This window comes from Micromonospora sp. NPDC051543 (assembly GCF_044454415.1).
Taxonomy (GTDB): Bacteria; Actinomycetota; Actinomycetes; order Mycobacteriales; family Micromonosporaceae; genus Micromonospora.
In genome coordinates this window covers 443,207-465,069 of sequence record NZ_JBITDT010000001.1, presented here as the reverse complement: position 1 = coordinate 465,069, position 21,863 = coordinate 443,207, and the positions used below count along the sequence as shown (strand labels likewise).

General features: G+C 74.4%; 22 protein-coding genes. 15 read left to right on the top strand and 7 right to left on the bottom strand.

Translation table 11 applies throughout. The features are described from left to right. The first annotated feature begins 1 nt into the window (after window position 1). The 6 genes from ACIA3K_RS02220 (at window position 2) to ACIA3K_RS02195 (ending at window position 4,802) form a co-directional block, all read left to right on the top strand. Window positions 2-400 carry a 6-carboxytetrahydropterin synthase gene (locus tag ACIA3K_RS02220; RefSeq protein WP_357169592.1) on the top strand — a complete coding sequence of 133 codons (399 nt, stop codon included), beginning with the start codon at window positions 2-4 and terminating at the stop codon, window positions 398-400. Continuing rightward, window positions 397-1,485, top strand: a complete 1,089-nt coding sequence (locus tag ACIA3K_RS02215) for a glycosyltransferase family 4 protein (RefSeq protein ID WP_396798558.1) — start codon at window positions 397-399, stop codon at window positions 1,483-1,485. The genes ACIA3K_RS02220 and ACIA3K_RS02215 overlap by 4 nt, the downstream gene beginning before the upstream one ends. Next, window positions 1,482-2,306: a class I SAM-dependent methyltransferase gene (locus ACIA3K_RS02210; protein WP_396798557.1), complete on the top strand. Its 825-nt coding sequence runs from the start codon at window positions 1,482-1,484 to the stop codon at window positions 2,304-2,306. Before ACIA3K_RS02215 ends, ACIA3K_RS02210 begins: the two co-directional genes overlap by 4 nt. A gap of 63 nt (window positions 2,307-2,369) precedes the next feature. After that, entirely contained in the window at window positions 2,370-3,308 is a 939-nt protein-coding gene (locus ACIA3K_RS02205) for a lysylphosphatidylglycerol synthase transmembrane domain-containing protein (RefSeq protein ID WP_396798810.1), read from the top strand. 58 nt (window positions 3,309-3,366) lie between these two features. Continuing rightward, a complete protein-coding gene (gene ribA, locus ACIA3K_RS02200) occupies window positions 3,367-4,098 on the top strand; it encodes a GTP cyclohydrolase II (RefSeq protein WP_396798556.1) in 732 nt (243 codons plus the stop codon). After that, window positions 4,095-4,802, top strand: coding sequence for a RibD family protein (locus ACIA3K_RS02195; protein WP_396798555.1), 708 nt, complete (start codon window positions 4,095-4,097; stop codon window positions 4,800-4,802). Before ribA ends, ACIA3K_RS02195 begins: the two co-directional genes overlap by 4 nt. On the opposite strand, the gene ACIA3K_RS02190 is transcribed toward ACIA3K_RS02195, so the two are convergent. Both ACIA3K_RS02190 and ACIA3K_RS02185 read right to left on the bottom strand, forming a co-directional pair. Next, complete coding sequence (locus tag ACIA3K_RS02190) at window positions 4,769-5,272, bottom strand: hypothetical protein (protein WP_396798554.1); 504 nt, start codon at window positions 5,270-5,272, stop codon at window positions 4,769-4,771. The two genes, ACIA3K_RS02195 and ACIA3K_RS02190, sit on opposite strands and share 34 nt — an antisense overlap. Then, the gene (locus tag ACIA3K_RS02185; protein ID WP_396798553.1) at window positions 5,265-6,632 is read right to left on the bottom strand and encodes a molybdopterin-dependent oxidoreductase; all 1,368 of its coding nucleotides are present in this window, start codon (window positions 6,630-6,632) and stop codon (window positions 5,265-5,267) included. The genes ACIA3K_RS02190 and ACIA3K_RS02185 overlap by 8 nt, the downstream gene beginning before the upstream one ends. Window positions 6,633-6,857: 225 nt before the next feature. Between ACIA3K_RS02185 and ACIA3K_RS02180 the strand changes: the two genes are divergently transcribed. Further along, complete coding sequence (locus ACIA3K_RS02180) at window positions 6,858-7,922, top strand: NAD-dependent epimerase/dehydratase family protein (RefSeq protein WP_396798552.1); 1,065 nt, start codon at window positions 6,858-6,860, stop codon at window positions 7,920-7,922. 132 nt (window positions 7,923-8,054) lie between these two features. Here ACIA3K_RS02180 and ACIA3K_RS02175 read toward each other — a convergent pair whose 3' ends face one another. After that, on the bottom strand, window positions 8,055-9,443 hold the full coding sequence (locus ACIA3K_RS02175; RefSeq protein WP_396798551.1) for a hypothetical protein: 1,389 nt from the start codon (window positions 9,441-9,443) through the stop codon (window positions 8,055-8,057). A 145-nt stretch (window positions 9,444-9,588) separates the two neighbouring features. Between ACIA3K_RS02175 and ACIA3K_RS02170 the strand changes: the two genes are divergently transcribed. The 3 genes from ACIA3K_RS02170 (at window position 9,589) to ACIA3K_RS02160 (ending at window position 11,671) form a co-directional block, all read left to right on the top strand. After that, on the top strand, window positions 9,589-10,263 hold the full coding sequence (locus ACIA3K_RS02170) for a glycosyltransferase family 2 protein (protein WP_396798550.1): 675 nt from the start codon (window positions 9,589-9,591) through the stop codon (window positions 10,261-10,263). Next, window positions 10,260-10,940, top strand: a complete 681-nt coding sequence (locus tag ACIA3K_RS02165; RefSeq protein ID WP_396798549.1) for a DUF2064 domain-containing protein — start codon at window positions 10,260-10,262, stop codon at window positions 10,938-10,940. The genes ACIA3K_RS02170 and ACIA3K_RS02165 overlap by 4 nt, the downstream gene beginning before the upstream one ends. A 122-nt stretch (window positions 10,941-11,062) precedes the next feature. After that, window positions 11,063-11,671 carry a class I SAM-dependent methyltransferase gene (locus ACIA3K_RS02160; protein ID WP_396798808.1) on the top strand — a complete coding sequence of 203 codons (609 nt, stop codon included), beginning with the start codon at window positions 11,063-11,065 and terminating at the stop codon, window positions 11,669-11,671. Between the two features lie 11 nt (window positions 11,672-11,682). On the opposite strand, the gene ACIA3K_RS02155 is transcribed toward ACIA3K_RS02160, so the two are convergent. From ACIA3K_RS02155 to ACIA3K_RS02145, 3 genes are all read right to left on the bottom strand, one after another. Beyond that, window positions 11,683-12,696: a sensor histidine kinase gene (locus ACIA3K_RS02155; RefSeq protein ID WP_396798547.1), complete on the bottom strand. Its 1,014-nt coding sequence runs from the start codon at window positions 12,694-12,696 to the stop codon at window positions 11,683-11,685. After that, window positions 12,689-13,381 carry a response regulator transcription factor gene (locus tag ACIA3K_RS02150; protein WP_396798545.1) on the bottom strand — a complete coding sequence of 231 codons (693 nt, stop codon included), beginning with the start codon at window positions 13,379-13,381 and terminating at the stop codon, window positions 12,689-12,691. The genes ACIA3K_RS02155 and ACIA3K_RS02150 overlap by 8 nt, the downstream gene beginning before the upstream one ends. A 107-nt stretch (window positions 13,382-13,488) precedes the next feature. Beyond that, on the bottom strand, window positions 13,489-14,445 hold the full coding sequence (locus tag ACIA3K_RS02145) for an ArsR/SmtB family transcription factor (protein ID WP_396798544.1): 957 nt from the start codon (window positions 14,443-14,445) through the stop codon (window positions 13,489-13,491). A gap of 139 nt (window positions 14,446-14,584) precedes the next feature. Between ACIA3K_RS02145 and ACIA3K_RS02140 the strand changes: the two genes are divergently transcribed. From ACIA3K_RS02140 to ACIA3K_RS02130, 3 genes are all read left to right on the top strand, one after another. After that, window positions 14,585-15,061 carry a hypothetical protein gene (locus ACIA3K_RS02140; RefSeq protein WP_396798543.1) on the top strand — a complete coding sequence of 159 codons (477 nt, stop codon included), beginning with the start codon at window positions 14,585-14,587 and terminating at the stop codon, window positions 15,059-15,061. Window positions 15,062-15,163: 102 nt separating this feature from the next. Beyond that, window positions 15,164-17,887, top strand: coding sequence for an Hsp70 family protein (locus tag ACIA3K_RS02135; protein WP_396798541.1), 2,724 nt, complete (start codon window positions 15,164-15,166; stop codon window positions 17,885-17,887). A 68-nt stretch (window positions 17,888-17,955) separates the two neighbouring features. Next, on the top strand, window positions 17,956-18,528 hold the full coding sequence (locus ACIA3K_RS02130) for a nucleosidase (RefSeq protein WP_396798539.1): 573 nt from the start codon (window positions 17,956-17,958) through the stop codon (window positions 18,526-18,528). Window positions 18,529-18,540: 12 nt separating this feature from the next. Here ACIA3K_RS02130 and ACIA3K_RS02125 read toward each other — a convergent pair whose 3' ends face one another. Then, entirely contained in the window at window positions 18,541-19,728 is a 1,188-nt protein-coding gene (locus tag ACIA3K_RS02125; RefSeq protein ID WP_396798538.1) for a low temperature requirement protein A, read from the bottom strand. 170 nt (window positions 19,729-19,898) lie between these two features. Between ACIA3K_RS02125 and ACIA3K_RS02120 the strand changes: the two genes are divergently transcribed. Then, window positions 19,899-20,750, top strand: a complete 852-nt coding sequence (locus ACIA3K_RS02120) for a S1 family peptidase (RefSeq protein ID WP_396798536.1) — start codon at window positions 19,899-19,901, stop codon at window positions 20,748-20,750. A 94-nt stretch (window positions 20,751-20,844) separates the two neighbouring features. Next, entirely contained in the window at window positions 20,845-21,861 is a 1,017-nt protein-coding gene (locus ACIA3K_RS02115) for a sugar kinase (protein ID WP_396798534.1), read from the top strand. The last annotated feature ends 2 nt before the right edge of the window (window positions 21,862-21,863 follow it).

The window sequence follows — 21,863 nt, the reverse complement described above, 5'->3', positions numbered from 1 at the left end:
CGTGTTCAGCGTGACCGTTCGGGATCACATGATGATCGCCCACAGTTTCCGGGGCGAGGTGTTCGGCCCGGCGCAGCGCCTGCACGGGGCGACGTTCGTGGTGGACGCGACGTTCCGCCGGCCCGACCTGGACGCCGACGGCATCGTCGTGGACATCGGCCTCGCCACCGAGCAGCTCCGGGCCGTGGTGGGGGAGCTGTCCTACCGCAACCTCGACGACGAGCCCGCGTTCGCCGGGATGAACACCACGACCGAGGTGCTCGCCCGTACCGTCGCCGACCGACTGGCCGAGCGGGTGCACGCCGGCGACCTGGGGGCCGGTGCCCGGGAGCTGGCCGGCATCACCGTCACCCTGCATGAGTCACACGTCGCCTGGGCCAGCTACGAGCGGTCACTGTGACCGACGCGGGCCGGCCGCCGCCGGCCCACGCTACCGACGCTCCGCGCCGACGTACGGTGCACGTCGTCCTGCCGGGGGACATCGACGACCCGGGCACGCCCAGCGGCGGCAACACGTACGACCGGCGGGTCTGCGCCGGGCTCGCCGAGCGTGGCTGGGCGGTGCACGAGCACCCGGTACCCGGCGCGTGGCCGTACCCCGACCCGGCCGACCGGGCAGCGCTGGCCCGGCTGCTCGCCACCACCCCGGACGACGCCGTGGTGCTCGTCGACGGCCTGATCGCCTCGACGGTGCCAGACCTGCTCGCCCCGCACGCGACACGGCTGCGCCTCGTCGCGCTGGTACACATGCCGCTCGACGACGAGGCCGAGGGCCGTGCGCTGGCCACCGCGCGAGCCGTCGTCAGCACCAGCGAGTGGACCCGCCGCCGGCTGCTGGCCCGCCACGCGTTGCCCGCCGAGCGGGTCCACGTCGCGCCTCCCGGGGTGACGCCCGCGCCGGTGACGCCTGGTGGCAACGCCGCCGGTGACCGGTTGCTCTGCGTCGCCGCGGTCACCCGTCACAAGGGTCACGACGTGCTGGTCGACGCGCTGTGCGTGCTGGCCGAGACGCCCTGGACGCTGGTCTGCGCCGGCACGCTGACCCGAGAACCCGAGCTGGTGGGCCGGCTGCGCGACCGGCTCGCCGGTGCCGGCCTGGCGCACCGGGTCCGACTGGCCGGCCCGCTGACCGGCCCGGCGCTCGACGCCGCGTACGCCGCCGCCGACCTGCTGGTCCTGCCCTCGCGGGGCGAGACGTACGGGATGGTCGTCACCGAGGCCCTCGCGCGTGGCGTGCCGGTGCTGGGCACCGACGTGGGGGGCCTTCCCGAGGCGCTGGGTCGCGCCCCCGACGGCGTCGTGCCCGGTCTGCTGGTCCCGCCGGACGATCCGGCCGCCCTGGCCGGCGCGCTGAGCCGGTGGCTGGGCGACGAGGAGCTGCGGTCCCGGCTGCGGCGCGCCGCGCTCGCCCGCCGCGACAACCTGACCGACTGGCCGGTGACGACCGCGCGCCTGGCCACCGTGCTGGAGGAGGTGACGGGGTGACCGTCGAGGAGACCCTGCCGTTCGCCGACTGGCTGCGTCTGCGGGAGCCGGCCGACGCGGCGGCCCGCGCCGACGACCTGGTGGACGCCGTCCGACCCCGGCTGGCCGGCCACGACCCGATAGTGATCCACGACCTGGGCAGCGGCACCGGTTCGATGAGCCGCTGGCTCGCCGCCCGGCTGAGCGGACCGCAGCGGTGGGTGCTGCACGACCGGGACGCCGACCTGCTGGCCCGGGCCGCCGACAGCATGGTCGGGGTGACCGCCGCCGACGGAGCGCCGGTCACCGTCCACACCCGCTGCGATGACCTGACCCGGCTCAGCGCCGCCGACCTCTCCGACGGCGCGCTGGTCACCGCGTCCGCGCTGCTGGACATGTTGACCGCCGAGGAGGTCGAGCGGGTGGTCACGGCCTGTGTGGAGGCCGGCCGTCCCGCCCTGTTCGCGGTCTCGGTCACCGGACGGGTCCGGCTCACCCCCGAGGACCCGCTCGACGACGCGGTCGAGGAGGCGTTCAACGCGCACCAGCGGCGTACCGTCGACGGCCGCCGGTTGCTCGGCCCGGACGCCGCCGCCGTCACCGCCGCCGCGTTCGCCCGGCGGGGCGTGCCCGTGCGGGAGCGGCCCAGCCCGTGGCGACTCGGCCCGCAGCAGGCCGACCTGGCCGCCGAGTGGTTCCGGGGCTGGCTGGGCGCAGCCTGCGAGCAGCGGCCCGACCTGGCCGGCCCGGCCGAGGCGTACGCCCGGCGTCGGCTGGCCGAGGCGGCGGCCGGCCGGCTGGGCGTGGTGGTCGAGCACCAGGACCTGCTGGCCGGTGGATGAACCATCCACACCCTGGGTACGTGCACTAAGAGAGTGGACGATCTTCAGGGAGGACCGGCGTCGATGGTGTGGGCCTGGGCACGAGTGGTCGGCGGGGTGGGCCTGCTCGCCGTCCTGCTGTGGCAGGTGGGCGGCGGCGCGTTCCTCGCCGGCGTACGGCTGATCGACGCCCCGGCGCTGGCCGCGGCCCTGCTCATCGGCGCGCTCACCACGGTCTGCGCCGCGTGGCGGTGGAGTCTCGTCGCCGGTGGCCTGGGCGTGCGGCTGCCGCTGGCGACCGCGGTGGCGCACTGCTACCGGGCCGTCTTCCTCAACGCCACCCTGCCCGGCGGGGTGCTCGGCGACGTGCACCGGGCGGTGCGCCACGGCCGCGACGCCGGCGACGTCAGCCGGGGCATCCGCGCGGTGGTCTGGGAACGTACCGCCGGTCAGGTGGTTCTGGTGGGCGTCGCCCTGGTCGTGCTCGCGGCGTTCCCGTCCCCGGTGCGTCCGTACCTGCCGGCCGCCGCCGCGCTGCTCGTGGCGGTCGGGCTGACCGTCGTACTCCTGGCTCGGCTGTTGCCCGGGACCGGCCGGTCCCGGTGGGCGCGTGGCGTGCGCACCGCCGTCGCCGACGTGCGGGCCGGACTGCTGGGCCGGCGGACCTGGCTCGGCGTGCTGGTCGCCTCGGCCGTGATGGTCGCCGGTCACCTGGCCACCTTCCTGGTGGCGGCCCGGACCGCCGGATCCGACGCGCCGCTGACGAGGTTGCTGCCGCTGACCCTTCTCGCCCTGCTGGCCATGGGCCTGCCGTTGAACGTCGCGGGCTTCGGCCCCCGCGAGGGGGTGGCGGCCTGGGTGTTCGGCGCGGCCGGTCTCAGCGCCTCCGAGGGTGTCGCCACCGCCACCGTCTACGGCGCGCTCGTGCTGGTGGCCAGCCTGCCCGGCGCGGCCGTGCTGCTGGCCCGGCGGGCCCGCGAACCCACCACCGATCGGGAAGCCGCCTTGCCCGGCGGCTGTTGATCCAGTGGTGAAACGGTACGCGTCGCCGCCGTCCCGCGGCGCCGGACAAAGGAGTCCCATGCCCGAAGCACTGCCGGTCGCCACGGTCCGTACGCAGGTCACGGTGCCGTTGGCGTTCCCCGACGGCTACACCACCACCGTCCGGGTGTTCACCTTCAAGGGCCTGGTGGACGGTCGCGAACACCTCGCCCTCGGCCTGGGCGACTGGGCCGGCGCGCTGGACCGGCTTGCCGCCGGTGGGGAGCCGCCGCTGGTCCGCCCGCACAGCGAGTGCCTGACCGGGGACGTGTTCGGCAGCCAGCGCTGCGACTGCGGGCCGCAACTGCGCGAGGCGGTGCAGCGCATCGCCGAGGCCGGCGGCTTCCTGCTCTACCTGCGTCAGGAGGGCCGGGGCATCGGCCTGTACGCGAAGCTCGACGCGTACGCCCTCCAGGACGCCGGCCTGGACACCTACCAGGCCAACGTGGCGCTGGGCCGAGGCGAGGACGAGCGCGACTACACCGCCGCCGCGCAGATGCTGGCCACGCTCGACGTGCCGCGCGTACGCCTGCTCAGCAGCAACCCCGACAAGGCCGAACAGTTGACCCGGCTGGGCGTCGACGTCGTGGAGCGCGTCCCCACCAGCGTCTTCCTCTCCCCGGCCAACGCCGACTACCTGGCGGCGAAGGCGGCCAAGGCGGCCGAGACGGAGGCGGCCGAGGTGGCCGAGACGGAGGCGGCCGAGGTGGCGGAGGCAGCGACGGCCGAGGAGCGGGCGGGCCGCACCCCTGACCGGCCCGTCTCCCGGTGAGCTGCCGGCCGGCGTCGCCACGGCCCTACGTGCTGCTGAGCTGCGCCACCTCCATCGACGGGTACATCGACGACGCCTCCGACCAGCGTCTGTTGCTGTCCAACGAGGACGACCTCGACCGCGTCGACGCGGTCCGGGCCGGCTGTGACGCGATCCTGGTCGGTGCCGCCACCGTCCGCCGTGACGACCCCCGCCTGCTGGTGCGATCGGCGGCGCGGCGGACCGAGCGCCTGGCGTGCGGCCAGCCCGCCTCGCCGGTCAAGGTGACGTTGACCGCGGGCGGGGACCTCGACCCGACCGCCCGGTTCTTCACCGCGGGCGACTCCACCCGGCTGGTCTACTGCGCCAGCGGCGCCCTGGACAAGACCCGGGAGCGGGTCGGCGGGCTGGCCACCGTCATCGACGGGGGAGAGCCGGTCGACCTCGGAGGGGTCCTGGCCGACCTGGCGGCGCGGGGGGTGCGCCGTCTCATGGTCGAGGGTGGCGGCACGGTCCACGCCCAGTTCCTCACCGCCGGCCTCGCCGACGAGCTGCACCTGGTCGTCGCCCCGTTCTTCGTCGGCGACCGTCGGGCGCCGCGCTTCGTCGACGAGGGCCGCTTTCCCTGGAATCCGGGCCGCCGGGCCCGACTGGCCGAGACGCGCCAGATCGGCGACGTGGTGTTGCTGCGCTACGCGCTCTCCGACCGCTGCCCCGACGACTGACGGCGACGCCGCAGCGCGTAGGCGAGCGCGCTGAGCAGGAAGAGCGCCCCGCTGAGCGCCAGCCAGCGCAGCAGGTACGGCCGCTGCGTCTGGCCGGTGGCCGCCTCGTGGGTCGTCTCGCCCCAGCGCAGGATGCCGGGGGAGTAGACCAGGAACAGCAGCGCCGTGCCGAGCGCCGGTACCCGCAGGTGGTTGAGCAGCACGACGCGACCACGTGCCGCCGCCCGCAGCACGCGGTCGGCGCTCGCGTACACCGGGAACAGCACCAGGTCGTGTGCGACGACCGCGCCCACGAACCAGAGCAGCATCCGGCCGAACGTCGCCTCGTCGGCGAGGCGTAGCGCCACCCAACCGGCGAGGACGATCACCGCCGTCACCAGGGCGAGATGCCAGGGCGCCGCGCCGTAGGCCGCCCGCAGCCGGGCCGTGCGCCCGGCCGATCCCTGCGTCGGCCCGGTCCGCTCAGTCATCGGTCCGCTCCCGGAAGTCGATCTCGGCGACCCACTTGGTGCAGTGCACCCCGGGCAGGGCGGGCACGATGACCCGGGCCGGATAGCCGTGGTCGGGGGAGAGGTCGACGTCGTTGACCCGCAACGCCAGCAGCGAGTCGGGATCGAGGATCTGGTTGCCCGCGAGCACCGCTGTGCGGAACAGACCGGCCTGCTCCAGCGACGACACCCGCGCCGAGGTCGGGTCGGGGACGCCGGCGAGCGCGGCCAGGTCACGGAGACGGACACCGGTCCACCTCTGCCGGGTCGACCAGCCCTCCACGCAGGCGATGGGCAGCGCGGCCGTGTGCTGGGTCAGGGCCAGCAGGCCGGGTCGGTCCAGGGTGACCGTGCGTCCACCGCCGCGCAGCGTCAGTCGCCAGCTCGCGTCGGTCTGCTCGGGGCGTACGCCGGCGGCGGCCACGGTGCGGTTGACCGGGAAGCCGTTCGGCCCGGTGCCGGGCTGTCGCCCCCGGGGCAGCAGCAGCGCGGTCCGCCGCAGCGGGCCGTCCAGGCTCTCCCCGATGGTCAGTACGGCCAGCAGCAGCGCGCCGCCGCCCACCAGCGCGACCGCCCCACGTCGGCTGACCGTGGCCGGGCCCGGTTCGGTCGCGACCAGGCCGTCCGGGTCGGGCGGCTCTGGTCGCGTGTCGGCGCGCGTCGTCCGCAGCTCCACACCCGGCGGGCGGGACCGCAGCGCGGTCACCAACCGGGGAAACTTGATGATCACGTGGGCCACGAAGGCCACCGTGAAGATCCACGCGCCGAAGTAGTGGGCGGTGTAGAAGTCGAAGCCGAACACGTACGAGTACTGGATGTTGAGCAGGCCGGTGGCGATCTGGAACAGGATCCCGCCGACCAGCAGCAGCAGGGTGAGCCGTTCCAGCACCTGCGCCACCGAGCGGGCCGGCGGCCAGGCGAACAGCTTCGGCAGCACCGACCACAGCTTGCCCAGCACCACCGGGACGAGCACGATCCCGAGCGTCACGTGCAGGCCCTGGGTGACCCGGAACAGCCAGGACGGCCGCGTGGGCCAGTCGAAGACGGGCAGCCGCAGCCAGCCGACGTCCTGCGGGAACGCCTGGTCGAAACGGGGGCCGTAGGCGGCGTAGTCGAGCAGCCCCGTGATGATCACCAACGGCAGCGCCACCAGCAGCGCCGACCCGTAGACGGCGGTCAGCCAGGGACCGCGCAACGGACTGCGCCAGGCGCGTCCGGCCGCGTCCACACCCGGCGGACGATGCCGGGCCAGCCCCCGCCAGAGCCCGCGCGGCGCGCCGTAGCCGTCCGCATCCGACGCCGGGGAACCGCTGTCGCCCGCGCCGGGCCTGACTACTGGCACTCGCTGTTCCCTCCTCGTCGTCACGCTCCGCCGTCGTCGGCCCGCCGGGCGCGAGCGCCGGCGGCGGGCACTGCCGGCAGGTTAGACCGCAGGGGTACGACGCAACGCGGTTTACCGCATTACCAAACGCTTACCGGGCCACCGCGGCCGCCGAGCTGTTGCGAACTCCTTACGGCTGCGCCGAACCGGCCCGTCGGACGCCCGATCGGCCCTACCGTGTCCGACATGCGCGTACTGGTCACCGGCGCGGCCGGGTTCATCGGGTCGCAGGTCGTCGACCTGCTCGTCGAGCAGGGCCACGAGGTGGTGGCGCTGGACGCGCTGCTGCCGCAGGCGCACGGCGGCGAGCTGCCTGCCTGGTCACGTGAGCACCAGGTGGTGCGCGGCGACGTCCGTGACGGCGCCCTGCTGGATCGCCTGCTGCCCGGTGTGGACGCGGTCTGTCACCAGGCGGCGATGGTCGGCCACGGCCTGGACCCGTCGGACGGCCCCGACTACGTCACGCACAACGACTACGGCACGGCCGTGCTGCTGGCCGCCCTGCACCGGGCGGGACTCGGTCGTTTGGTGCTGGCCAGCTCGATGGTGGTGTACGGCGAGGGGCGCTACGCCTGCCCCGAGCACGCCACGGTGCGTCCCGCGCCCCGGCGCAACGAGGACGTGGCGGCCGGCCGGTACGACCCGACGTGCCCCCACTGTGGTCGGGGACTCGACCCGGTGCTCGTGCCCGAGGACGCGCCGCTGGAGCCGCGCAGCACGTACGCCGCCAGCAAGCTCGCGCAGGAACACCTGGCCGCCGCCTGGGCCCGACAGACCGGTGGGACGGTGTGGGCGCTGCGCTACCACAACGTCTACGGCCCTCGGATGCCCCGCGACACCCCGTACGCCGGAGTAGCGTCCATCTTCCGGTCGGCGCTGGCGGCCGGGATGGCCCCGCGCGTGCTGGAGGACGGCCGGCAACGGCGGGACTTCGTGCACGTCACCGACGTGGCGCGGGCCAACCTGCTGGCGCTCGCCAGCGACCTGCCACCGGCCACCCTGGTGCCGGTGAACGTGTGCTCGGGCGAGCCGCACACCGTCGGGGAGCTGGCGGTCGCCCTGGCCGAGGCGATGGGCGGCCCGGCCCCACAGGTCGTGGGCGGGGCTCGCGCGGCCGACGTGCGGCACGTGGTCGCCGATCCACGCCGTGCCGCGGAACTGCTCGGCTACACCGCCCGGGTCGGCTTCGCCGACGGCGTGGCCGGCTTCGCCACCGACCCCCTCCGCGAACCAGCCGCCGTAGCAGGCTGACCCCCCGGCACCCCGCCCTGTCGCGCGCCGATCTTGCACTTTCTGCTGCGACAAATGTGGGCACGAAGTCCATATCGACAACCGAAACCGCAAGATCGACGCGTCAAGGGGGGCGGGGCGCGGCAGGGGTGGTCAGGAGACCGTCCAGAGCAGGTGGTTGACGGCCAGGGCGGTTAGCGCCTGTGCGGTTAGCCACCAGCGTCGTGAGGTCGCCGGCAGGTGGGCCGTGGCAACCAGCAGCCAGCCGACGAACGGTAGCCAGATGCGCTCCACCTCGGCCTTGCTCAGCCCGGACAGGTCCGCGCCGAGGACCGCCACCAGGGCCGCCAGCGGTAGCAGCACCGTGGGGCCGGCTGCTCGTACTCCTGCTGCCGTAGGCAGGGCCAACCGCCCGGCGGCCCGCCAGCCGGGCGCGGCCGCCAGCGCGCGGCGCAGGGCCGGCCCCAGGACCGGACCGGCGCTGAGCAGCAGCGCGGCCAGGTTGGCCCACACCCAGTAGGCGTACGGCCGGTCGGCGGCCCAGCCCTGGTAGTACCGCTGGACGACGAGGTGGTACCCGTCCCACCAGTGGAAACCCGCGGCGATGAACACCGCCGTCACGGCCGCGACGCCGGCGGCGGCGGCGAGCAGCGCGCCCAGTCGGCGGGTATGGCGCAGCGCGACCACGGCCAGCGCGAGCACACCCACGAGGAGGAATCCGTACGACAGGTGCAGCGCGAAGCCGAGCAACGCCCCACCGGCCAGGGCGGCCACGCGTCCCCGGACCACCAGCAGCGCCAGACCGGCCGCGACCACGGCGGCGAAGATGCCGTCGGCCGAGGCGCCCACCCAGACGGCCCCCGGCAGCAGCACCAGGAAGGGCACCACCGCGCGGGCCGCGTCGGGCGCGCCGAGCGCGCGCAGCGTCACCGGCACCGACACCGCGATCGTGGCGCCGAGCAGGACGCAGGCCAGCGCGGCGGCCGTGCCTCCGCCGAGGCCGACGCGGTCCAGCCAGACGAAGATGAGCAGCGCGCCCGGCGGATGGCCGGCGGTGTGGGTGGACCAGGAGTCGGGTTGGAAGTCCACGATCCGGTTGGTGAATCCGGCCAGCATCGTCGGGATGTCGGTCACGCCGGGAACCTCGTGCAGGTACTCGGCCTGCGGGGTGAGCCGTCGGGTCAGCCCCGCCGACGCGCCGTCGACCAGGGCCAACGACATGGTCCAGGCCACCGCCGTCAGCCACGCGGCAGCCAGCAGGCGGCCCCACCGGGCGGTGCGGGCCCACCGGGCGCCCCAGCCCACCACCGCGACCGCCACCACCAGCGCGGCCGGGCTGCCCCAGCCGACGTGGGGCCGCCACGTCGCGTACAGCGGAGCGGCGTCCGCGTGCAGGCCGACACCGCTCGCGTTGAGCAGGGCACCCACCAGCACGGCGACGCCGAGCAGCGCCGCTTCCAGGCCCAGCACGAGAAGGTCCCCGGTGCGGCGGCGAGGCGCGGTCCGCCCGGGGGCGGCGGCGTGAGCGGTGGTCGAGGCCATGACCACCGGACGGTACGGCGGCAGCCCACCCTCGCGCTCGCCAATCGGCGGCCCGTCACCGGACGGTAAGAAATGCCCTGGTGGTAAGGGTTCGGTAAGCACATTCCGGCCTCCGCCGCGCGGGTGCCGTCCTAGCGTCGGCGGTATGGCGACTGAGATCGACGTGGTGCTGCCCTGCCTGGACGAGGCAGCCGCCCTGCCGGGTGTGCTCACCGCGCTGCCGCCCGGCTACCGGGCCATCGTGGTGGACAACGGTTCCCGGGACGGCTCGCCCGAGGTGGCCGTCCGGTACGGCGCCCGGGTGGTGCACGAACCCCGACGCGGCTACGGCGCGGCGGTGCACGCCGGCCTGGAGGCCGCCGACGCCGAACTGGTGTGCGTCCTCGACGCCGACGGGTCGTTCGACCCCGCCGAGCTGCCGGCCCTGGTGGCACCCGTGTCCGCCGGTACGGCCGACCTCAGCGTGGGTCGGCGTCGGCCGGTCGGGGCGGGAGTGTGGCCGTGGCACGCCCGTGCCGGCACGGCGCTGGTGGCCGCGTTGCTGCGCCGTCGGGGCGTACCGTTGCGGGACCTCAGCCCGATCCGGGTGGCCCGCCGCCAGGCGCTGCTCGACCTCGGTGTCACCGACCGGGCCTTCGGCTACCCCCTCGAACTGCTGATCCGGGCCGCCGCGGCCGGCTGGCGCATCCACGAGACGGACGTCACCTACGCGCCCCGCGCCGCCGGCACCCGGTCCAAGGTCTCCGGTTCGGTGCGGGGCACCCTGCGTGCCACCCGCGACTTCGCCGGTGTGCTGCGGACCGTGGACGGCTCCCGGTGACCGTCCTGCTGGTGGTCGCCAAGGCGCCGGTCGCCGGGGCGGTGAAGACGCGGCTCTGCCCGCCGGTCACACCGGCCCAGGCGGCCCGGATCGCCGCCGCCGCACTGCGCGACACCCTCGACGCCGTCCGCGCCACCCCCGGTGTCACTCCCGCGCTGGCCTGGTCGGGTCGGTTGGCCGAGGCGGAGGACGCCGACGCGTTGACCGCCGCGCTGGACGGCTGGTCGGTGCTGGAGCAGCGCGGCACCGGGCTCGGCGAGCGGCTCGCCAACGCGTACGCCGAGGTCGCTGCCGCGTACCCCGGGCGGCCGGTGGTACAGATCGGGATGGACACCCCGCAGGTGACGCCGGGCCGGCTGGCCGCGGCGGTGGCGGGGCTGCGCGCCTCCGACGCGGTGCTCGGTCGGGCGCACGACGGCGGTTGGTGGTCGTTGGGGCTGCGCGACCCACGGCACGCCCGGGTGTTGCGGGACGTTCCCATGTCGACGCCCGACACCGGTCGCGACACCTGGGCGGCCCTGACCGGGCGTGGCCTGCGGACCGCGCCACTGCCGGTCCTGCGGGACGTCGACAAGTGGTCCGACGCCCTCGCGGTGGCCGTGGAGGTTCCCGGTGGACGCTTCGCCCGCCAGGTCGCGGCGGTCCGCCTCACCCTGCTGCCAAAGGGCCGGCGGTGAACCCCGTCGACACCGCCCCGGTCGAGGCCGCGCCGCCGGTACGGTCACCGTCCGGGCCGACGCCGCGCCGGGGGTACGACGGATCCGGCGACCCCTTCGCCGCCGCGCTCGCCGCCGACCGGGTGGCCCTGCGGCGGTGGCTGGTGCACGGCGACGGTGTCCGTAGCCGGCTCCCGGTGGACCGCTGGCACGGCACGGCCGAGGCGGCGGTCACCGGCCTCGTCGCCCGCTGCGGCGGCCCGACGCTCGACCTCGGGTGCGGGCCGGGTCGGCTCACCGTGGCGCTGACCCGGGCCGGCCTGACCGCGGTCGGCGTGGACGTCTCGCCGACGGCGGTGCGGCTCACCCGCGCCCGTGGCGCGGTCGCGGTGCGCGGTGACCTGTTCGGGCCGCTGCCCGCCGAGGGTCGGTGGGCGCACGCGGTGCTGATCGACGGGAACATCGGCATCGGCGGCGAGCCGGTGGCGCTGCTGCGCCGCTGCCGGGACCTGCTCGCACCGGGTGGCACGGTCCTGGTCGAGCTGGAGCCGCCCGGCGCGGGGTCGTGGCAGGGCCAGGCCCGGGTGGCCGCCGAGCAGCGGGCCGGCCGGGTGCTGCTCGGCCCGGTGTTCCGCTGGGCCCGGGTCGACGCGCGTGCGGTGCCCGCGGTCGCCGACGCCGCCGGCCTGGCGGTCCGGGACGTGTTCCGGCAGGGGCGGCGCTGGTTCGCCGAGCTGCGGGCGAACCGCTGAGAGGGCGGGCGTCAGGCCGCCGGCAGGCGCACCACGAACCGGCACCCACCGCCGACGTTCTGCACGTCCACCCGACCGCCGTGCGCCTCGACCAGTCCGCGTACGATCGCCAACCCCAGCCCGCCGGAACCCTCGCCACCGGGGCGGGGTGTACGGGCCGGCTCGCCCCGGAACGCGACGTCGAACAGTCGGGGCAGGTCGTCCTCGGGGATACCGCCGCAGGTGTCGGCGATCGCCAGCCAGACGGCGTCGCGTTCAGAGCCGGCGTCCACCCGCACCGTGCCGTCGCTCGGCGTGTAGTGCACCGCGTTGAGCAGCAGGTTGCCCACCACCCGGGCCAGCTCGGGTTCGCTGGCCAGCACGGTGGGCCAGCCCGACTCGGCGGCCTCCAACCGGATGCGCCGGGCCTTGGCCAGGGGTGCGGTGCCGGCGAGGGCGTCGGAGACGACCTCACCCAGCGGTACCGCCGACAGGGTCAGGCGCAGCGCGCCGGCGTTGATCCGGGACAGCTCGAACAGGTCGTCGACGAGTCGGGTCATCCGATCGGTCTGCACACGGATGCGCCGGTGGTACTCGGCGACCGTCGCCGGGTCGTCGACCACCCGGTCCTCCAGCGCCTCGGCCATCGCCCGCAGGCCGGCCAGCGGCGTCCGCAGGTCGTGCGACACCCAGGCGACCAGGTCCCGGCGGCCCTTCTCGACCCGCCGTTCCCGTTCCCGGGCCTGGGCCGCCCAGACCGCCGCCACGGCCAGTCGACGCCCGAAGTACCAGCCCACGCCGAGGCTCACCACCGCCGCCGCGGCGACCGTGAGCAGGACGACCTGGAGGTCGTGCGGGGACAGGAACATCGCCTGCGCGACCACCACCACCCCGGCCACCACGGCGACCACGGTGATGGTGAGCAGGACGCACACGTGCACGGTGATCGACCGGTACCGCAGCAGTCGCAGGGTCAGCGCGCCGAGCAGGCCCACGCCGAGCGCGGCCGCGAGCGCCGCCCCGAAGATCAGCGCCAGGTCACGCATCGGCCGGCTCGTACCGGTAGCCGACGCCCCAGACCGTGACGATGCGTCGTGGCTCGGCCGGGTCGTCCTCGATCTTCTCCCGTAACCGGCGGACGTGCACCGTCACCGTGGACTGGTCGCCGAAGTTCCACCCCCACACGCGCTCCAGCAGCTCGGTGCGCTTGAACGCCCGTGTCGGGTGCCGCATCAGGTGCGCCAGGAGGTCGAACTCGCGCAACGTCAGGGCCAGTTCGCGGCCGTGCAGGCGAGCGATCCGGGGCCCGGTGGCCACCTCCAGCCCCGCGTCGGCCAGCAGTTCGGCCGCCGGCGCGGTCGGCTCACCGGCCCGGCGCAGCACCGAACCGACCCGCAGTACCAGCTCCCGCGGCGAGAACGGCTTACCCAGGTAGTCGTCGGCGCCGAGTTGCAGCCCGAGCACCCGGTCCGCCTCGTCGCCGCGCGCCGTCAGCATGATGATGGGTACGCCGTCCGGCCGCTCCCGCAGTCGCCGGCACACCTGCAACCCGTCCAGTCCGGGGAGCATCAGGTCCAGCACGACCAGGTGCGGCGGCCGGTCCTGGACGGCCTCCAGGGCGGCCAGCCCGTCCGCGACGTGGCTCACCTCGTACCCGGCGTGTTCCAGGTAGCGGCAGACCACGTCGCTGACCGTCCGGTCGTCGTCGACCACGAGCACCCGCTGCGCCACCGGTCACCTCCCCGCGGCCAGCCTAGCCAGGGCCGATGCGGCCGGCGATTCCGCAGATCTTGTGGTCTCCTTACGTCCGTACCCCGAGCGCCTGGACCTGCGGCCTATCACCACTCGCGGCCCCGCAACATGGCCCGACCGAGCGGAGTGACACGGTGACGCACCGACTGGCCGGTCCGCCTGGTGACGGCGAGGCCGGTGGATCTCAGTGCGGTGGCGTGCCCGGAGGCCGAGGCCACGCTGATGCCGAGTGTCTCCGCGAGGCCGCTCGTGGTGCGCTCGGTGGTCAACGCACGCAGGACGTTGGCCCGGGTCGGCCCGAGGAGGCGGTCGAGCGCCTCCTGGCGCCGGTCCGGCTGATCGGCGTGGCTCCGGCCCCCGGCCGCCATGGGATAGACAAGCGTGGTGTGTCTCCAGGGCAGGGCCAGACCGGGGCGGGTCCAGACCGACGGCATCAGCCGCAGTCCCTGACCGCCGAGATCGACGTCCGCGTCGAACGGCCCGTCGACCTCCAGGACCGGCGTGCGCCATCGGATCATCGGATGCAGCGAGTTCAGCGTCGCGGCCGCTCCCTCGGCGGTGAGCTGCCGGGCCCGGCGTTCCAGCTCGTGTACGGCGGCGGCGCGGATTCCCGGCCACAGCGGCGCCAGGACGTGCTCGTGGTAGGTGCGGATGACCTGGCCGAGGTGCTCCACCGCGGCGACCCGGCCTCGGCCGAGGTCCTGGACCCAGGACGATGCCCCCTGGGTGGCACACGGCAGCGCGGCTAGTTCGGCGCGCAGGCGAGCGGGCGGCGTTGACTGGACGGTGTCGAGCGCTTCGTCGAGGGAACCGGCGCCGTCCGGGGTGAGGAAGTCCGGGATGCCGCCGTGCGCCGGTACGAGGTCCAGCAGTTGGCGGGCCGAGGGCGGGACGGGCCCGGTGCGCTCGGCTTGCCAGAGCTGACGGAACCCGCTGGACGGCTGTTGCAGTGCCTGCGCGCTGACGGCCAGTTCGCAGTACGGGCCCGGGAGGGCGAAGGTCAGTCGGGAAAGATCCTCGACTCCAAACCGTATCCGGATCACCAGCATCCACCAGCCCGCGCAGCGTCAGAGGTCGATATTCTCCCGCCGCTCTTCCCAGGTCAAGAGCTTTCAACGAGGGCCGAATAGCTTGCCGCCCCACCCCTGCTGACTACGTTTGGCCTGGTCGAAGGAGGACGACATGCGAATACGACAGATTCTGGCTGGCGCCACTCTCACGCTCGGCCTCGTCTCCGCGATCGCCGCGGCACCGGCTCAGGCGGCGCGGTCCGCGCCACCCGATCCAGCGGACGAGTGGAACTACGCGACGCCCGGCAGCCCACCCTCGGACCTGATCTGCGCGACCCACAAGCAGGGCAACGTGAACGCGAAGGGCTGTCTGAGGTTGTACGGCGATCAGTGGTGGTCGGTGAACGTCCGCGGTGAGGACATGTACCTCGTCTGGAAGAACACGCTCTGGAACGGCGCGAGTTGGGTCCTCTACCGCGAGGGGACCTGTTTCAACGATCTCGGCGCCGGCAGCTGGGGTGTGTGCAACAAGGACTACTACGAGAACAGCTCCGTCAACGCGTTCGGATACAAGGGTTCCGAACTCATCTTCCAGGTGTGCTCCGCTCTGGGCTGCTCGGCGCCGGTGAGGGAGTCCAACAGACAGTGAGCTGCTCGTCGGCCTCCTGACGGGCCGAGTGATCAGCGCCGCGGCGCGGGCTGCGTACGATGCGGGGCTGAGTTCCCTCGTCGCGGCGGAGGTATCGGGCAGATGGCAGGCCAGCACGAGGGTTTCGCCCTCGGCGTCGACCTCGGCACGTCCAACACGGTGGCCGTGCTGCGCTGGCCGGACGGTCGGACCCGTCCGGTGCTGATGGACGGTCAGCCGGTCAGCCCGTCGGCCGTGTACGCCGACCCGGACGGCACGCTGCACGTCGGCTGGGACGCCCGGCGGCTGGCGCAGGCCGATCCGGCCCGGTTCGAGGCGAACCCGAAGCGTCGGGTGGACGAGCCGACCGTGCTGCTCGGTGACCGGTCGTACCCGCCGGCGGAACTGCTCGCCGCGGTGCTGGCGGCGGTCGCCCGGGCCGCGGTGGGTGCGGTCGGCTTCCTGCCTCCGGCCGTGCTCACCTGCCCGGCGGCCTGGGACGAGTCACGGCGGCAGGTGCTCGCCGACGCGCTGTTGCGGGCCGGGTGGCCGCAGGCGGCCGAGCACACGCTTGCGGGGCCGACGCCACCGGGCACGCGTCTGCTGCGTGAGCCGGTGGCGGCTGCCCGCTACTACACCCAGGTCCTACACCGGCCGGTGCCGGTCGGTGGGGCGATCGCGGTGTTCGACTTCGGCGGCGGGACGCTCGACGTCGCGGTGTTGCGCAACGAGGGCGCCGACCCGTGGGGTGACTCGGGGTTCCGGGTGGTCGCCGACGGCGGTCTGCCCGACCTGGGCGGCCTCGACCTGGACGCGGCGCTGGTGCAGCGGGTCGGCGAGCTGCTGGGCGAGCGGCACGCCCGGCGGTGGGCGCGCCTGGTCCGCCCGTCGGACCCGGCGCAGCGCCGCGACCAGGTCCGACTGTGGGACGAGGTACGCGGCGCGAAGGAGACGCTGTCCCGAGCCACTGTGGCGCCGGTCGCGGTTCCCGGGGTGGCCGAGCCGGTGCGGTTGACGCGCGACGACGTCGAGCGGGTGGCGGCGCCGCTGTTGCGTCGTGCCATGGAGCGGGCCCGGGAGGTGATCGCCGCGGCCGGCCTGCGCCCCGACCAGCTCGCCGGGCTGTTCCTGGTGGGCGGCTCCTCGCGGATTCCGCTGGTGGGACGAATGCTGCACGCCGAGCTGGGAGTGGCGCCGACGGTGCTGGACCAGCCGGAACTGCCGGTGGCCGAGGGCGCGCTGACGGACCTCCCGCTGCGTCGAGCGCTGCCGGCGTACGCGGGCCCGCAGGCCGCCCCGCAGGCCTCGCCGGCTGGCCCGTCCGCGCCGGCTGAGGTGTCGCCCGTGCCGGCCCCGGCCGGTCCGCCGGCGGTGCCGGCTGCGGCGGAGAACGCGCCGACCGTGCCGTCGCAACCCGGGCCGGCATCGGCCAGGCCGAGCGGACCGGGCGCCACCCCGACGCCCAGCCCGCCCATTCCGAGCGGCGGTACGACCTGGCGGCGGGCCCGGTGGGTGGTGCTCGGGGCGGTGCTCGCCCTGGCCGGGGTGGCCACCGCGGCGACGCTCTACCTGCTGCGGGACCGCTATCCGGACCTGGAGTTCGGGCCGTTGCGCGAGCTGTCGAGGCCGTCGGCCGGCACCGCGCGGCCCACTGACACGTGGACCGCGGTGCTCGGCGACCGGGCCTATCTCGGGTACCCGCTGCCGGACGACCGGCTGGAAGTCATCGCCGTGGATACCGGCACCGGCGACGAGCTGTGGCGCCGACAGACCGGCGTCACCGCCGACGACTGGGCCGGCCTGGTCGCCGTACCGGGAGCGGTTGTTGTTCTCGCGGACGCGCCGGGCGACAGCACACCGCGTGAACTGGCTGTGCTGGACGGCCGCTCTGGCGCCCAGCGCTGGCACCGGGCGGTCCGCGGCGACGACGACGTCTACTTCTCCGACGACACCGCAGTGCTGGTGGACCGGGCCGCCGGGCGGTTGGTCGGCCTGAAGCTGGGCGACGGCACCGACAAGTGGAGCAAGCCCAACCCGCGCGACCAGTACGGCGGCGCACGGACCGTCGTGCGGCCGGTGGGCACCGACGAGGCGGCGGGTGGGCCGGCGTACCTCGACGGCGCTGCCCGCGACCCGTGGACGGGCAAGGGGCGACGACTCGTGCAGATCGGCGCGGACCGCTCGGCGCGACTGCTCGACATGTCCTCCGGCTCGGTGCTGCGCGAGTGGGGCAACGTGGCCGACCTCGACGACCTGGTGGTGGCGCACGAGAACCGCCTCTTCGTGGCCCCCACCGACGGCGGATACCAGGTGCTGGCGTACGACCTGGGTTCCGACGCGGCGCCGGTGGTTGTCTACCGGTCCGAGAACGCGGAGTACCGGCCGAAGGCGCTGGTGGCCTGCGGCGAGCGGCGGGCCTGTCTGGTGCAGGTACGCAACAGCGACGCCGAGCACACCGAGGTGGTGGCGGCGACCGAGGGGAAGCCGGCGATCTCCTGGTCGGCGCCGGGCGCGACCACTCTGGTGCCGGTCGGCGAGCAGGTGCTCACCCAACGGGAATACCCGAAGGCGACGGTCACCCTCTTCGACACGGCCGGCAAGGCGGTACTGACCGACCGCCCCGGCGTGGCGGCCCGACTGGACGCCGGCAACCTGCTCGTCTTCGCCGAGCCGACCAGCACGGTGGCGGACAATCGGAGCGTGGCCGGCGTCTGGGCCGAGTCGGGCGAGGTCGACGAGTTGGGCCAACTCGTCGACGTGCGCAGCGCGTCCTGTTCGTGGAACACGCGGGTGATCGCGTGCGGCGCGGACAAGGACTTCGTGCTGTACCGGTTCGCCGACGACTGACCGCCGGCCGGACAGATGCCGGTCGGGTGCGGAGCGGATCCGTGGACGGCGGCCCGTACGATGCTCCGGTGATTCTCCGGGGTGTCGTGCGTGCCGATCGTCCGCTGGTGGTACTCGCCGTGGGGGAGGAGGCCCGCTACCTACCGGCGGAGCTGCCGGTGCTGCTCACCGGCATGGGCAAGGTCAACGCCGCCAGCGCGGTCGCGGCGGTGCTGGCGGCCGGCCCGCGTCCCAGCCTGCTGCTCAACCTGGGTACGGCCGGCGCGCTGCGCCCCGGGTGGACGGGTATCCACGAGGTCGCCACCGTGCTCCAGCACGACCTGGACACCGCTTTCCTGCGTACCCTCACGGGTCAGACCTGCGGCGCGCCGCTCGCGCTGGCCGCCGAGGGCGCGGTGCTGGCCACCGGCGACACCTTCGTGGCTGACGACGACGCGCGGGACCGGCTGGCGCAGCACGCCGACCTGGTGGACATGGAGGGGTACGCGGTGGCCTGGGCCGCCGCGCAGGCGGGGGTGCCGTGTCGGCTGGTCAAGCAGGTCAGTGACGAGGCGGGGGAGGGCGCGGCCCGGACCTGGCAGGAGTCGGTCGACGACTGCGCCCGGGATCTCGCCGACTGGGTCGGTCGACATTTCGCCTGACTGGTAGAGGGGTCAGCCGGTCAGCCCTCGCGGGCGGAGCCCTCGGGTGGTCTCCCGGCCGCCGGCCCTGGGTGCCAGGACGTGCGCGGCGAGCGTGAGGGCCACGATCGCGGTGACCACCACCGGTGGCCAGCCACCGGCCCAGGGCAGTACCAGTAGGGGCAGAAGTTGTGACGCCACCCGTCGCCACGGCACGCGGGCGAACAGCAGGTAGGCGAAGAGTGCCCGACCGAGCACGAACACCAGCGGCCCGCCGATGATCAGCATCAGCCACCGCGTCGGGGTCGTTCCGGTCGGGCGGTTGACGACCAGGTCGAAGGAGGCCGCCGTGACGGCCACGCCGGCCAGCAGCACGAGATGGGTGTACGGAGCGACCCGGGTGGACCGGCCGGGCACCAGGGACTCCGCCGTCTCGAGCAACTCGCCGGCCCGGAAGACGTACACCTGCCAGAGCAGCAGCATGATGGCGAACGCGCAGAGCAGCGCGATGATCCTGGAGCGGTCGAACTCGCTGCGGCTGATTTCCAGGGTGGGCACCAGGATGATGTCGCCGAGGGCCAGGATGACGAACTGCTGGTACCGCTCGCCGAGGTGCGCGGTGGTCCGGTTGTACTGGTCGAGGGGCACCCGGCCGAGCCACGGTGTCGGGTAGCGTGCCGCCGCGGAGAGCAGGTCGATGGCGATCGCGGTGGTCCAGATCCACCATCGGTCGTCGTCGACGAGCGTCCCCACGATCCAGAGGACGCCGGACACCAGGAACCAGAAGAGGAACCGGGTGGCGCGGGCCATCGCCGCGCGATGCTGCTGCCGGTGCAACGTGCTGACCAGGATGATCCCGCGCGTCACGTGGGTGCCGACGTAGACGAGTGCGAAGGCCAGCGACTGCGCTGTGGTGATCATCGGCAGCGATGCCGCCATCCCGACCGACCCGACCATGGCGATCATCAGGATGGCCTGGATCGGGCGTTGCTGCGGGTCGTAGAACTCGGTCGTGGTGGTGGTGACCGACCACGTCCACCAGATCGCGGTCAGCATCAGCGCGACCGACGCGCTCTCGGCCCAGGACCGCTGGTCGGCGAGCAGCGTCGAGGTCTGCGCGAGCGCGGCCACGAAGACCACATCGAAGAGCAGTTCGAGCAGCGTCGCCCGGGTCGACCCGTCCGGACGGCGTACCAGCGCCGCGGTGCCTCCGGTGGTCATGCCCGGCCTCCCGCCGTGTCTTCGAGGATTATCGGCGGCGGGGGCGCGGCGCGTCCCCGGATCGGCGATTCCCGCTGAGCGGGGAAGAGGGCGACCGGAGGTTGCCATGGCGCCGGGTCGGGGCGACGCTTGTCGACATCCATCGATCTCGATCTCCGTCGGAGGTTCGGATGCGCCGTTCCCCGTTCGTCGCCCTCGTCCTGACCGCCCTGCTCCTCGCCGCGCCGGGCGCGGCGCAGGCCGCTCCGCCCGACCGTGCCGCGTCCGACGCGGCCGGCGTCCTGTCCGGGGTACGCACACCGGGCACCGCCTGGGGGCTCGACCCGGCCAGCGGCCGGATGACCGTCACCGTCGACGAGACCGTGGCGTCCGCCGAGCTGGCGAGGCTGCGGGCGGTGGCCGACCGCGTCGGCGCGCTGCTGCGCCGGGAGTCCGGCACGCTGCGCACCCTGATCGCCGCCGGCCAGGGCATCTACGGCGGTGGCAGTCGCTGCTCGCTGGGCGCGAACGTGCGCAGCGGCAGCACCTACTACGTGGTCACGGCCGGGCACTGCACCGGGACCGTCAGCACCTGGTACGCCGACAGCGCGCAGACCACCGTCCTGGGCACCCGTACCGCCACCAGCTATCCGGGCAACGACTACGGGCTGATCCGCTACACGGGCCGGATCGCGCATCCCAGCGCCGTCTACACCTATCCCGGGCTGCTGACCATCAACGGACCGGGCACCGCGTACGTGGGTCAGGCGGTGTGCCGCAGCGGCGTCACCACCGGCGTGCGCTGCGGCACGGTCACCGGGCTCAACCAGACCGTCAACTACGCCACCGGCGTGGTCTACGGCCTGATCCGCACCAACATCTGCGCCGAGGCGGGGGACAGCGGCGGGCCGCTGTACGTGGCGTCCACCGGCACCATCATCGGCATCCTCTCCGGGGGCAGCGGCAACTGCACGTCCGGTGGAACGACCTACTACCAGCCCATCGCGGAGGTGCTGGCGGCGTACGGACTGACCCTGCCCTGATCGTTGTTGCGCTCTGCGCAACGGGTTGCTCACGTGGCACAACGCGCCTAGGCTCGGCGGGACCCCGGACCCCTCCCCGAGGACGTGCGCCGCGATGCCGAGCGAGCCCCGACCCGACCGCACGACCACCTCGGCCGGCCCCCCGCCGGCCGAGGTGGTCACGGTGGGCGAGACCATGGTGATGCTGTGCCCGCCCGCGGGTGAGCCGCTGGAGCACGCCGAACGCGTGACGGTCTCGGTCGGCGGCGCGGAGTCCAATGTGGCCGGCTACCTGGCCCGGCTCGGCCACCGGGCGACCTGGGTGGGCCGGGTCGGCGACGACCCCTTCGGCCGGCTGGTCGTGCGGCACGTCGCCGACACCGGCGTCGACGTCGACCTGGTGGCGGTGGACCCGGCCGCGCCCACCGGCCTCTATGCCAAGGACCCCGGCCCCACGGCCACCGCCGTGCACTACTACCGGGCCGGCTCGGCCGCGTCCCGGATGGACGGCGACACCCTGGCCGACCCACGACTGGCCGGCGCACGGGTGCTGCACCTGTCCGGGATCACCCCGGCGCTCTCGGCCTCCTGCCGGGCGCTGGTCGAGCGCGCGGTGACCGACCGGCCGCTACCGGGTGCGCTGGTCAGCTTCGACGTCAACCACCGGGCCCGGCTCTGGCCCGCCGAACGGGCCGCGCCCGTGCTACGCGACCTCGCCGACCGCAGCGACCTGGTCTTCGTCGGGCAGGACGAGGCGTACGCCCTCTGGGGCACGAGCGATGCGGCCGCCGTACGCCGACTGCTGCCCGGCCCCCAGGCGGTGGTCGTCAAGGACGGCGCGGTGTGTGCCACCGTCCTGTTCCGCGACGCCGGGCCGGTCGTCGTACCGGCCCCCCGCGTGTCGGTGGTGGAACCGGTGGGCGCGGGTGACGCCTTCGCCGCCGGCTACCTGGCCGGACTGCTGCGCGACCTCGACCCGACGCGACGGCTGCGCCTCGGTCACCTCGTCGCCGCGCAGGCGCTGGGCAGCACCGGTGACGACGCGCCGTTGCCGCCGTGGTCGTGGTTCGAGCGGCTGCTCGACGGTCCCTGGTCGCCACCCGACCTGACCGTCGCCCGAGCAGAGGGCTGAGC